The following is an 11966-nucleotide window of genomic DNA, read 5'->3' as shown; positions in this document are numbered from 1 at the left end:
ATGTCGACACGCGCCCTGATACGCGCCGGGGACAAGGCGGCCTTCGCGCAGCTCTTCGACGACTACGCGAAGGCCGTGTACAACCATGCCTTCCGCCTGACCGCGAACTGGTCCGCGGCCGAGGACGTGATGGCGCTGACCTTTCTCGAAGCCTGGAGGTTACGCGGCCGGATCGACCCCGAGGGCGGCTCGCTGCGGCCATGGCTGCTCGGCATCGCCACCAACGTGGCCCGCAACGCCCGCCGGGCCGCTCGCAGGCACGACGACGCGCTGGCCAGGATGCCCAGAGGCGAGAGCGTGCCGGACTTCGCCGACGAGATCGTGGGCCGGATCGACGACGCGGGGCGGCTGGCCGCCGTCCGCGCGGCCTATGACTCGCTGCGCCGCCAGGAGCAGGACGTGTTCGCGCTCTGCGTCTGGTCCGGGCTCGGCTACGCGGAGGCGGCCGAGGCGCTCGGCGTCCCCGTGGGCACCGTACGATCCCGGCTGTCGCGAGCGCGCCAGAAACTCGGCCAACTCGCGGAACCGCCACCCGCGCCCCGACAGGTAATAGGTGACCAAGGCCCTACAAAGAAGGAGATCCGATGAGCTGGCCATACGACCGCGATCTTCCCGAGGGCCGTCACCGACTGCTCAAGGAGTTCGTGATGACCGAGATCGACAAGCCGAAGCGCCGACTGCTGCGGCCCATCGTCTTGGCGCCCGCGCTGGGCCTGGCCGCGGCGGCGGCCGTGGCCATCCCGCCGCTGTTCGGCGGCACCCCCGCGTACGCCATATCCGACAATCCCGACGGCACCGTCCACATCCAGATCAACGAGGTGAAGGACGCCGACAAGCTCCAGGCGGACCTGCGGGACAAGGGGATCAACGTGGTGGTGAACTACATCCCCCGGGGCAAGAAGTGCAGCCCGCAGCCCCGGGCCGCGCACTTCCTGCCAAAGGACGTGCAGCTCGCGGTCTGGCCCTCGAAACAGGAGGGCTTCACCATCGACCCGAGCGTCATCAAGGAGGGACAGACCGGAGTGCTGGAGTTCAGCGTCGGTGATGTCCAGGGTTCTGTCGTGGCGGGCATCTGGGCGCGCGTCGCCGAGGGCCCGGTCGCCGACTGCACGCTGGTCGACACGACGGACGCGCCACTCTCGCACTGAGCCCACGGGGCCGGCAGGCGGCCTGGACGGGGGCGCCTGCCGTACGCGGTCATTCGGGGCATCCGGTGCTGAATCAGCCGGACATGATCACTTCTCTCGCCCAGGTATGTGCTCAGTCATGGCGATGTCGCGCATCACCGGCGTCGCGAGGACGCTGCCCAGGAGGGCGAGCGCCTGTTCGGACGGGCTGCCGGGCTCGGCCTGGTAGACCACGAGTTGCTGACCGGGCGCGCTGTTGACGGTCAGGGCCTCGTAGCTGAGGGTCAGCTCGCCGACGACCGGGTGGCGCAGCCGCTTGCTCTCCGCCGTCTTGCCGCGTACGTCATGGCGTGCCCACAGGCGGGCGAAGTCGGCGCTCTTAAGCGACAGCTCACCGACCAGGTCGGTCAGGCGGGGATCATCCAGATCCGCGCCTGCGGTGGCCCGCAGGGACGCGACGCAATCCCGCGTGACCTTCTGCCAGTCGCGATAGAAGTCACGCGCCCGCGGATCCAGGAACACCGCCCGGACCAGGCTCCGATCGCTCAGCCAGCCGAACAGCGCCACGCCGAGCGCGTTGCCGGCCAGCACGTCCATGTACCGGCCGAGCACCAGAGCCGGAGTGTCCGGCCAGCGCTCCATCAGCCGGACCAGACCCGGGCTGACCCGCTCGGCCCGCCGCCTGCGCCGCGGCTGCGGGCGGGCCAGTTCGTGCAGGTGCGCGACGGCGTCCTCCTCCAGGGTCAGCGCGGCCGCCAGCGCGTCGAGCACCTGCGCCGACGGATGCTTGTCCCGGCCCTGCTCCAGGCGGATGTAGTAGTCGGTGCTGACGCCGGCGAGCATCGCGACCTCTTCCCGGCGCATCCCGGGTGTACGGCGGAGCCCGGCCGCGGGCATCCCGTGCGATTCGGGCCGGGCCAGCTCCCGCCGCGCTCGCAGAAACTCACCCAGACGGTTGGCGCTGTCCATCTTTCGAGGCTAGGCGCTGGTCGGAAAGCCAGGGTGGACCCGCCACTCCCAGGCTGCGCCGTGCGGAGTTGGGGTGCCTGGCTTGGAAAAGCCGTTCTAACTGTGCAACACTGTTGCACAGTTAGAACATGGTTGGGCGAGGAAGACATCAGCACAACGAGATCAACGCGGTGCTCAAGGCAATCCGCAAGATCAATAGCGCTCTCACCGTCGAGGAGGACCACAACGGCCATCGCTGGGGCTGGATCACCTGCCAATGCGGAGACAAACCGTTCACGATCAACTGCACACCCCGAAATCCAGGGGTCCATGCCAAGCAGATCCGCCATTGGCTCACTCGGCACCTCGAGTGCAAAAGCGACGATCAAGAGGGGACATCATGACTAGCTGGGATTTCCAGGTCATGCTCAACCGCGAGCCGGACGCTGCCGAGTTCGACCGGCTCCACGAGGCGGGCATGGATGACTGCGCGCTGGTAGGGGGCACACAGCCCTACTTCATGTGTGATCGTGAGGCGGACAGCCTGCTGGAGGCCATCATGTCCGTGCTCATCCAGATGAGCACGGTCGACAAGCTGTGGGCCGTTGGCGTGGGACACGATGACGCGGTGACGCTCGGCGACGCGGCCAGGCGGCACGGTGGCCGCACGCAGGCCAGCTTCCGCCAGTTGGCGAGCGGACAGCGGGGGCCCGGTGGCTTCCCGGCACCGCTCATTGAGGCCGACAACGTCAGCGTCTACTCCTGGGCGGAGATCTCCGAGTGGCTACGAACCGAGCTGGGCGACGATGTCCCGCAGGCGAACGCGGACGTCATCCTGGCTGACGCCACGGTCAGGCTGGCCTGCCGAGCAGGGGCCCTGCACCGGGATTCCCAGGTGCGGGACCTGCTGGAAATGGCCTGCCGCCCCCTCCGGACCGAGGCCAAGCCCGAACCCGAGCCTGAGCCCGAACGCAAGCCCGAGGCCAAATCCGGCGCCAAGTCCGAGGTCAGAGTTGCCTGACCGGTGCCCGCCCGGGGTGGGCACCAGGTCCGCGGCCAGGGTCGCCTGGCCGGTGCCCGCTGGGGTGAGCGTGGCGGGCACCTCTGGCGTGGCAAGGCGCCTCTGGCCAGGCGGACACACAGGCGGGCGTCTTGGTCGGGCGGGCACTCTGCCGGACGAGTGTCTTGGCCGGTCGGCCGGTCGGCCGCCGTGCCCCCGCCAGCGGGTGGGCGTCTTGGTCAGGTGGACATCCTGGCCGTCACGTCCCACCAGCGGGCGGGCGTCTTGGTCAGGTGGACATCCTGGCCGTCACGTCCCACCAGCGGGCGGGCGTCCTGGCCGGTCAGCGCTCCTGGCGCTCCTTCTCCAGGTCCGTGAACGCGGCCGCCGGGTCCTCCACCCCCTGCGTGAGCTGGCGCGGCCCGTTGGGACTCTCGGCCTCCTGGGCGTCGGCCACGGCCTCCGCAGCCGCCTCCGAAGCCCTGGCGACCTCCTCGTCCGCCGCCGAGCTGCCCGGCTCCTCCTCGCGCGTCGCCGCCGACCGGGGCAGCGCTTCGGTGAACGCCTTAGACACGCCCTGCAGTGCCGAGGTGACCTCGCTGGGGATCACCCAGAACGTGTTGCCGGGGCTCTGCGCGAGCTGCGGCAGCATCTGCAGATACTGGTAGGCGAGCAGCTGGGGGTCGGGGTCATTGCGGTGGACCGCCTGGAAGACCTGGTCGATGGCCCGTGACTGGCCCTCGGCCTGCAGGATGGCGGCGGTGCGCTGGCCCTCGGCGCGCAGGATGGCGCTCTGCTTGTCGCCCTCGGCGGTGAGGATCTGCGACTGGCGCTGGCCCTCGGCGTTGAGGACGGCCGCCCGCTTGTCCCGTTCGGCCCGCATCTGCTTCTCCATCGCGTCCTTGATGGTCTTCGGCGGGTCGATCGCCTTGACCTCCACGCGGTTGACGCGGATGCCCCACTTGCCGGTGGCCTCGTCGAGTACGCCGCGCAGCTGGCTGTTGATGTGGTCGCGGGAGGTGAGCGTCTTCTCCAGGTCCATGGCGCCGATGACGTTACGCATGGTGGTGACGGTGAGCTGCTCTATCGCCTGGAGGTAGTTGGCGATTTCGTAGGCCGCCGCCCGGGGGTCGGTGACCTGGAAGTAGATGACGTTGTCGATCTCGACGACCAGGTTGTCCTCGGTGATGACCGGTTGCGGGCGGAAGGTCACGACCTGCTCGCGCAGGTCGATCATCGGGTAGACGCGGTCGATGTACGGGATGACGAAGTTGAGTCCGGGCTTGAGCGTACGGTTGTAGCGGCCCAGGCGCTCGACGTTGCGGGCGCGTGCCTGGGGCACGATCCGCACGGCCTTGAGCACCGTGAACACCGCGAAGAGGATGACGAGCAGTCCGACCACCAACAGCGGATCCATGGTCACTCCCGGGGATATACGAGGGCTGTGGCGCCCTCGATCTCGATGACATCGACGGTCGCCCCCGTGGGGATCACCAGGGTTTCGTCATAGGCGCGCGCGGACCACTCCTCGCCGCCGATGCGTACTCTGCCGTCCCTGCCGGTGACCTCCGACAATACGTACGCCTGCCTGCCGACCAGTGCTTCCACGCCGAAGCGTTGCAGTTGTGGCTGCCGGATGTGGCGCATGGCGATCGGCCGGATCACGATCAGGCCGGCCGTGGAAGACAGGGCGAAGACCAGCAGTTGCAGGGGGACGGGCAGCCCGATGGCGGCGGTCGCCGCGGTGAGGAGGGCGGCCGCGCCGAGCAGTCCGAGCGCCGCGGTGACGGTGAAGATCTCCGCCACGCCGAGGACGACTGCCAGGATTATCCAGATGATCCATTCATCCATACTCCGGCCCTCCTAATGGAATAACGGGCCTGTGTGCTCGCCTGGTTCCCCCCCTCCCTACCGTAATGCGGGAATCATTGTTGTGGCAGGGCCGCAGGGTCGTACAAGGCACTGCCCTGGCGCCATTTGTCCCACGGGAGTTGCCAGAATCCCCAGCCGTTGTCCCACGTGAGCTCGCGGTCGGTGCCGGTGATCGTCACCGGGTCGCCGCGCAGCGAGGTGTCGAAGAACCAGGCCGCCTGGTCGGGGCGGGCGTTGACGCAGCCGTGGCTGACGTTCGCGTGGCCCTGGGCCCAGAGGTTGTTCTTGGCGTGGACGTATTCGCCGCTGTTGGAGATGCGCACGGCGTGGTCGATCATCACGTCGTAGAAGCCGGGCTCGCCCTTCTTGCGACCGGGGGAGATCATGCGGACCGGGTCGCCCTTGTCCATGGTCAGGTGGACGCCGCTGGTCGTGGTGTATTCGCGGGTGGTGGCCATGCCCGCGCTGATGGCCATGCGCTGCGCGACCCGGCCGCCGCGCCTGACGACCATCTGGTGGGTCCGGGTGTCGATCGAGGTCGTCTGCTCGCGGCCCACCTTGAAGGCGAACGTGCGGTCGGTCAGGCCGTAGACGCCCGGCGCCATGCGTACGCCGGTCAGGTGGGCCGTGACCGTGACCTGCTGCTTCGGCGCCCAGAACGCGCGGGTGCGGTAGATCGCCCGGGTGTCGCTCACCCAGCGCCACGCGCCCTCGACGGCCGGCTTGATCTCCAGCGCCCGCTCCACGGCCGCCTTGTCCTGGATCGGGGTGTCGAAGTCCATGATGATCGGCATGCCGACGCCGACGGTCTCGCCGGGCAGCGGCACGATGGAGGCGATCTGGAACGACCGGTTGGCGGCGCGGGTGCGGAAGCGGCCCATGGCCACCGTAGACGGGCCGGCCGAGCCCGCCGCGGTGGCGGTCACCGTGTATTCGGCGCCGGGGGCCAGCGTCCAGGAGGAGCGCCAGGTCGTGCGCGACGCGTCGAGCCTGCCAGGCACCAGCGCACCCGCCACGTAGGCGATCACCTGGCTGAGCTTGCCACCCTGCGCCTGGACGACCAGACCCTGGTCCGTCCGGGCGCGCCGCGTGTCGAAGGCGGGGGAGACCTGGACGACGGGCGGTTTGGGCGCCGGGCGGTCGGCGGTCACCGGGCAGCAGCCCGCGGTCAGGAGTAGGGCCACGAGAAAGATGGCCGCGGCGCGCCGCATCTCGATCCTGCTTTCCGGGAAGGGGATACCCAGATTAGCGGAGGGTCACTGAACGAGCACGTCAAGTCACCTATCGGATTGTTCCGGAAACCTCCCCCAATGACCGGCCACCGGCCGTGGCTCGGATCGTCACGGTGTCGCCGTCCTCCAGGAATGTCCTGGTCTCGCCGCCGGCGAGCTTGATCGGATCGCTGCCGTTCCAGGTCAGCTCGATGAGCGAGCCCCGTTCGTCGCGCTGTTCGCCGGAGATCGTGCCGCTCGCGAACAGGTCGCCGGTCCGCAGGGACGCGCCGTTCGCCGTCATATGGGCGAGCATCTGGTCCGGCGTCCAGTACATGCCCGAGTACGGCGGGCGGGACACGACCTCGCCGTTGAGCGACACCTCGACCGAGACGTCCAGCCCCCAGTCGTCCGTCCTGCGCAGGTAGTCGAGCGGTTCGGGATCCTGTACGCGCCCGGCCAGCCGGGGCAGCGCCTCCAGCGGCGTGATCCACGGCGAGATCGAGGTGGCGAACGACTTGCCCAGGAACGGCCCGAGCGGCACGTACTCCCACGCCTGGATGTCGCGCGCGCTCCAGTCGTTGACCAGCGTCACCCCGAACACGTGATCCTCGAAGGCCCCGGCGGGCGAGCCGAGCTCGGACGGCACGCCGATCACGAAGCCCAGCTCGGCCTCGAGGTCGAGCTTGGCGGACGGCCCGAACCGCCCGGCCCCGAGCTGGCCGTGCGGCCGGTCGATCGGGGTGCCCGAGACCACGATCGTGCCCGACCTGCCGTGGTAGCCGACCGGCAGGTGCCGCCAGTTGGGCAGCAGCCCCTCGGTGCCGGGCCGGAACATCTTGCCGAGATTGGTGGCGTGCTCCAGCGAGCAGTAGAAGTCGACGTAGTCGGCCACCTCGAACGGCATGTGCAGCCGCACCTGGTCGAGCGGGATCAGGTGCGGCTCGGTGATCGCGAGGTCGGAGGTGAGCTTGTTGGCGATCAGCGTCCTGGTGTCGTGCCAGGCGGTGCGGCCCCTGGCCATGAAGGGGTTCAGGCTGGGCGCCGCGAACACCTCGTCGTGCAGCGCGGCGGCCAGGTCGAGCACCCGGTCGCCGTAGCGCACGCCGACGCGTGGCCGCTCGCCGCGCCGGGAGAACACCCCGTAGGGCAGATTGTCCACTCCCCAGCTCACGCGTCCTCCTCGATCAGTCCCAGTGCGCGCAGGTCGTCCAGCGGGGCGCTGGTGCTGCACGAGCCGTAGCTCACCAGCAGCGCCCTGGCCCGCTTCGCCGTCTCCTCGGACACGGCGTGGGCCAGCCGTACGAGGTGGCCCACGTCGGTGCTGCGCAGCACGGGCGCGGGGTCGCGCTGGTCCACCACCTCACAGACGGCCAGCAGCAGGTTGAGGAAGCCGTGCCGGTCGACGCCGAGCGTGGGGTCGAAGTGGCGTACGGCGTGGTGCAGCCCGGCGGTGGCCTTGAACGGGAGGTCGTGCTCGGCGCAGAACCGGATGAACGCCGCGAGATGCTCGACCGACGGGAAGGCGTCGGCGGTCAGGCCGCCGCAGCGCACCTTGAGCGCGGCGCCCTTGGGCACGTCGGCGACATACTTCCCGGCGGGCACCTCGACGAACAGCCGCACGCCCGGTGGCAGGCCGCCGCCGGGCAGCAGGGCGAGGGCGTCCGCGCGCAGCTCGACCGAGTCCACGGGCAGGTCGTCGAACGGCGGGATCTCCGGCGTGTCCACGATCAGCCCGATCCGGCGCGGCGGGGCCTGTTCGCGGCGCAGCCCGTCGAGGCGGCTGGCGGAGCAGAGGAAGCGGTGGGTGAGCACTTGGGAGCCCCGCTCCAGGTCGCGCTGGTGGCGGGCCAGAGCCTGCGACATGTGCAGGGACGTCGGCGGGAACAGGCCCGCGTCGTCGATCAGCGCGAGGTAGAGGTTCATCGGGCCCAGGTCCAGGCGTAGCCGGGGTCCTCGCAGCTTAGCGCGGCCTGGCCGAGGTCGAGCGGGCGGAAGGTGTCGATCATCACGGCCATCTCGCTGGTGGTCGTGATGCCGCGGCTGACCGCGTCGATGACCGCCTCCACCGCCCCGGGCTGCGGGCCGTGCGTGAAGCCGGCCGGGTGCAGCGAGATCGAGCCGACGTCGATGCCGGAGCCCTTGCGGGCCGAGTAGTCGCCGCCCACGTAGAACATGAACTCGTCGGAGTCGACGTTGTGGTGGTTGTAGGGGATCGGTACGGACTCGGGGTGGAAGTCCAGCGGCCGAGGACAGAACGAGCAGACCACGAACCCCGGCCCCTCGAACGTCTGGTGTACCGGCGGCGGCGCGTGCGTCTTCTTCACGATCGGTTCGAAGTCATTGATGTTGAACGCGAACGGATACAGGTAGCCGTCCCAGCCGACCACGTCGAACGGGTGATTGCGGTAGACCAGCCGGGTCAGCCCGCCCCGGGTGCGGACCAGCACCGGGACCTCCTCGCCCTCGACGACGAACGGCTCCGCCGGGCTGCGCAGGTCGCGCTCGCAGTAGGGCGCGTGCTCCAGGAACTGCCCGTATTGTGACAGGTAGCGCTTGGGCGGCCTGATGTGCCCGGACGCCTCGATGGCCAGCACGTTGACCGGCCCGTCGGGCACCCAGCGGTGGATCGTGCCGGTCGGGATGACGATGTAGTCGCCCGCGCCGGCTTCGATGACTCCATACGTCGACTCGAAGCGGGCGCGGCCGTCCTGGACGTACACGCACTCGTCGCCCATGGAGTTGCGGTAGAGCTCGCTGGGCTGGTCGCTGGTGGCGTACGACAATCGGACGTCGGCGTTGCCCGCCAGCTGCATCCGGCCCGTCACCAGGTCGCCCGCGCCGCGCAGGTCATGGGTGCGGAAGTGGCGCGGCGACAGCGGCAGGTTCGGCTCCAGGCGCGTGTCGGTCAGCGGCGTGACGGCCTCGGCCTTGACGATCGCGGTCGGCAGATAGCGGTGGTAGAGCAGCGAGGAGTCCGACGAGAAGCCTTCCTCGCCCATCAGCTCCTCGGCGTAGAGGCCGCCGTCGGGCCGCCTGAACTGCGTGTGCCGCTTTCTGGGCACCTCGCCAACGACGCGGTAGTAAGGCATCTTCGCCTCCAGAGCGTCCGATTATCGGACGTACGTGTCCTCTATATGCAACTACCGTCCGCCATCGACCAAGCGATGTCAACCCAGCGCGCCGGACAGCTCGGCGGCCGCCTCGACCACGCGCGGCCCGGCCGACTCGCTGAGCGGCCCGAACGTCACCACCCCGACCGACGCCTCCAGCCACGGCAGCCCGGACACCGGCGCGGCGATCCCCCGCGCGCCCTCCTGCAACTGCCCCTCCGTCACCAGATAGTCGGCCCGCCCCTCGCGCAGCGCCAGGATCGCCCGTCCGGCGGCGCCGAGCGACAGGGAGTGGCGCGACCCCTCCCGATAGGCCACGTGCATGTCCGTCCACGACGGCTCCACCACCGCCACGGCCAGGCCGTCGTCGCCCTCGGCCACGGTCAGGTGCGCGGTCGCGCCCACGTCCTCGGCCAGCCGCCGCAGCGTGGGCAGCGCCGCCGCCCGAAGCAGCGGTTGTACGGCCTGGGCCAGCACGAGCACGCCGAACCCGAGGTGCACTCGCCCCTCGGCGTCACGGCGGACGAACCCCTCGCTCAGCAGTGTGGTCACCAGCCGGTAGACCACCGGGCGCGACAGCGACAGCTCGGTGCTCAGCTCGGTGGGCGTCCGCCCGCCCTTGCCGTCGGCGAGCAGCCTGAGCAGGCGCAGCCCGCGTTCCAGGGTCTGGGCGGATTCAGCGGCCATGAACCGATTATCTATGCGTGAGCCAGGAGTAACGCTACGCGCTGGTGGGGTACGTATCGAGGAGACGAACAGGGGGTGGGATGCGGCAAAGATGGGCATTTGTCGTTGCCGGGTTGAGTCTGTGCGCGTTGCTCCCCATGCTGCCCCCGGCCGACTTCCACACCGTGGCCATGTCGAGGGATCTGCCCGCCCAGCACGTGGATCCGCCGACCAAGCGGCTCGTCGAGGACGTCTTCTACGTCACGCAGGGCATCGAGGTGACCAATCGCCTGCTGCCGTTCCAGGACGGCCTGACCATCCGCGGCGGCGCTCTGGCGCCGGGCGTGACCTTGGACGACGCGGGCCGGCTGCACGGTGTTCCCCAGCGTCCCGGCACCTTCGCCACGCCGGTCCGCCTGTGCCGTGGCCAGGACTGCGTCGATCAGCAGGTCACGGTCGTCGTGCTGCGGAACGTGCCCTGGCAGCCGAGTGAGCTGGCCTTCCCCGGCAAGGTGGGCAACCGCTACGACGACCAGATCGGGATCTCGGGCGGGCCCACCGGCGTGCCGCCCACGTTCTCCGTGACCGACCACGGCAAGCTCCCGGCGGGTGTCACGATCGGCCCTGACGGGCACATCGGCGGCATTCCGGAGGCCGCGGGGGTGTCCGAGGTGCCCGTCCGCATCTGTGTGGCGGGCAACTGCGCGGGCGTCGTGGTGACGCTGATCGTCGTCTGAATTTCAGCTGGCTACGCTTTCGGCGACCGGATCCGGAGCGCGTAGTTGCCGCACCCCCGGAGACAGCAGCGCGGCGAGTGTGGACAGCACGACGAGCGCCGCGCAGCCCAGCAGCGCCGTCCGGGTGCCGACCAGGCTCGCCACCGGCCCGGCCAGCATGAGCCCGATCGGGCCGAACATCAGCGAGCCCAGCGCGTCGTACGAGCTGACCCGCGACAGCGACTCCGGCGGCACCTCACGCTGCATGGTCGTCTGCCAGAGCACACCGAACACGTCGAAACAGACGCCCAGCACGAACGCGCCCGCCACGATCGCCCACAGTGGCGCGCCGGTGCCCAGCAGCACGTACGGCAGCGCGGTCGGCAGGCAGAGCAGCGTCCCGACCAGGATCGGCCGCCTGGGCCGGACCCGCAGCGAGACGATCACTCCCACGATCGTGCCGGCCGCCTCGCCGGCCAGGAACGCCGACCAGGCCGCGGGCCCACCCAGGCTCTCCTTGGCGATCAGCGGCCCGAGCACCCCGTGACCCGCCTGCAGTCCCATCACGAGCACGGAGAACTGCGCGACCACCACCCAGATCCACTGCCGGGTGCTGAACTCGCGCCACCCGTCCCGCAGGTCGGCCAGCATCGAATGCTCGGCCGCCGCGTCGCGCTCGGCGGGCGTGAGCCGCAGTGCCGCGATCAGCACCCCGGCCACCGTGAACATCAGCCCGCTCACGGCCAGCGCCCACCCGCTGCCGAACAGCACGACCGCGCCGCCGCCCAGCACCGCGCCCGCCACCCGCGAGCTGTTGGCGCCCAGGCCGAGCAGCGCGTTGCCGGTCTGTAACTGATCGGCGGGCACGACCTCGGGGATGATGCCGGTCAGCGAGGGGAACAGCATCGCTATCGCCACGCCACTGGCCGCCGCGGCGCTCGCCATCGCGGGCAGCGGGGTCCAGCCCGACAGCATCATCGCGGCCAGGGCGAAGAAGGCCAGCGCGCTCATGAACTCGCTGACCATCATCACCCGGTGCCGGGGAAACCGGTCCGCGATCACCCCGGCGAACAGCATGAACACGATCATCGGCAGCGCCTCGGCGGTGAGCACCACGGACAGTGTGGTGGCGTCCGCGCCGGGCAGAGCGAGGATGCCGAAGGCGAGCGCCACGGGGGCGAAGGAGGTGCCCAGCACCGAGATGGTTCGCGCGGTCAGCAGCAGCGTGAACCGCCGATCCCGGAGCAGCCCGAGATCGCGAAGATAGCCGTGCACGTGGTACGCCCCCTAATCCCCCAAATGCTCACTATTGT

The 11966-nt window shown here is 69.9% G+C and carries 13 protein-coding genes; 4 read left to right on the top strand and 9 right to left on the bottom strand.

Translation table 11 applies throughout. From position 1 onward, the window contains the following. Together AB0J16_RS31190 and AB0J16_RS31185 are read left to right on the top strand one after the other, a co-directional pair. Complete coding sequence (locus AB0J16_RS31190; protein ID WP_358545702.1) at positions 1–588, top strand: RNA polymerase sigma factor; 588 nt, start codon at positions 1–3, stop codon at positions 586–588. Next, positions 585–1148, top strand: a complete 564-nt coding sequence (locus AB0J16_RS31185) for a hypothetical protein (protein ID WP_358545700.1) — start codon at positions 585–587, stop codon at positions 1146–1148. The genes AB0J16_RS31190 and AB0J16_RS31185 overlap by 4 nt, the downstream gene beginning before the upstream one ends. An 87-nt stretch (positions 1149–1235) precedes the next feature. On the opposite strand, the gene AB0J16_RS31180 is transcribed toward AB0J16_RS31185, so the two are convergent. Then, complete coding sequence (locus tag AB0J16_RS31180; RefSeq protein WP_358545699.1) at positions 1236–2096, bottom strand: helix-turn-helix transcriptional regulator; 861 nt, start codon at positions 2094–2096, stop codon at positions 1236–1238. A 379-nt stretch (positions 2097–2475) separates the two neighbouring features. Here AB0J16_RS31180 and AB0J16_RS31175 point away from each other — a divergent pair, with 379 nt between their 5' ends. Beyond that, positions 2476–3096 (top strand): hypothetical protein, encoded by a 621-nt coding sequence (locus AB0J16_RS31175; protein WP_358545698.1) that lies wholly within the window; start codon positions 2476–2478, stop codon positions 3094–3096. A 322-nt stretch (positions 3097–3418) separates the two neighbouring features. On the opposite strand, the gene AB0J16_RS31170 is transcribed toward AB0J16_RS31175, so the two are convergent. The 7 genes from AB0J16_RS31170 to AB0J16_RS31140 form a co-directional block, all read right to left on the bottom strand. Further along, positions 3419–4492, bottom strand: coding sequence for an SPFH domain-containing protein (locus tag AB0J16_RS31170; protein ID WP_358545696.1), 1074 nt, complete (start codon positions 4490–4492; stop codon positions 3419–3421). A gap of 2 nt (positions 4493–4494) precedes the next feature. Continuing rightward, positions 4495–4926: an NfeD family protein gene (locus AB0J16_RS31165; RefSeq protein ID WP_358545694.1), complete on the bottom strand. Its 432-nt coding sequence runs from the start codon at positions 4924–4926 to the stop codon at positions 4495–4497. 74 nt (positions 4927–5000) lie between these two features. Further along, entirely contained in the window at positions 5001–6158 is a 1158-nt protein-coding gene (locus AB0J16_RS31160) for an Ig-like domain-containing protein (protein ID WP_358545692.1), read from the bottom strand. A gap of 70 nt (positions 6159–6228) precedes the next feature. Next, a complete protein-coding gene (gene fahA / locus AB0J16_RS31155) occupies positions 6229–7332 on the bottom strand; it encodes a fumarylacetoacetase (RefSeq protein ID WP_358545691.1) in 1104 nt (367 codons plus the stop codon). Further along, complete coding sequence (locus tag AB0J16_RS31150) at positions 7329–8084, bottom strand: hypothetical protein (protein WP_358545689.1); 756 nt, start codon at positions 8082–8084, stop codon at positions 7329–7331. Before AB0J16_RS31150 ends, fahA begins: the two co-directional genes overlap by 4 nt. Then, the gene (locus AB0J16_RS31145) at positions 8081–9250 is read right to left on the bottom strand and encodes a homogentisate 1,2-dioxygenase domain-containing protein (protein WP_358545687.1); all 1170 of its coding nucleotides are present in this window, start codon (positions 9248–9250) and stop codon (positions 8081–8083) included. Before AB0J16_RS31145 ends, AB0J16_RS31150 begins: the two co-directional genes overlap by 4 nt. Before the next feature lie 78 nt (positions 9251–9328). Then, a complete protein-coding gene (locus AB0J16_RS31140) occupies positions 9329–9958 on the bottom strand; it encodes a helix-turn-helix domain-containing protein (protein WP_357957876.1) in 630 nt (209 codons plus the stop codon). A gap of 128 nt (positions 9959–10086) precedes the next feature. On the opposite strand from AB0J16_RS31140, the gene AB0J16_RS31135 reads away from it, so the two are divergent. After that, positions 10087–10674 (top strand): hypothetical protein, encoded by a 588-nt coding sequence (locus AB0J16_RS31135; RefSeq protein ID WP_358545686.1) that lies wholly within the window; start codon positions 10087–10089, stop codon positions 10672–10674. Between the two features lie 3 nt (positions 10675–10677). Here the strand turns inward: AB0J16_RS31135 and AB0J16_RS31130 are convergent, their stop codons facing one another. After that, on the bottom strand, positions 10678–11928 hold the full coding sequence (locus AB0J16_RS31130; RefSeq protein WP_358545684.1) for an MFS transporter: 1251 nt from the start codon (positions 11926–11928) through the stop codon (positions 10678–10680). Positions 11929–11966: the final 38 nt, after the last annotated feature.

The organism is Nonomuraea sp. NPDC049750, from assembly GCF_040659625.1.
GTDB lineage: Bacteria > Actinomycetota > Actinomycetes > Streptosporangiales > Streptosporangiaceae > Nonomuraea.
The sequence above is the reverse complement of the archived record's forward strand: the minus strand, read 5'-3'. Positions and strand labels throughout refer to the sequence as shown.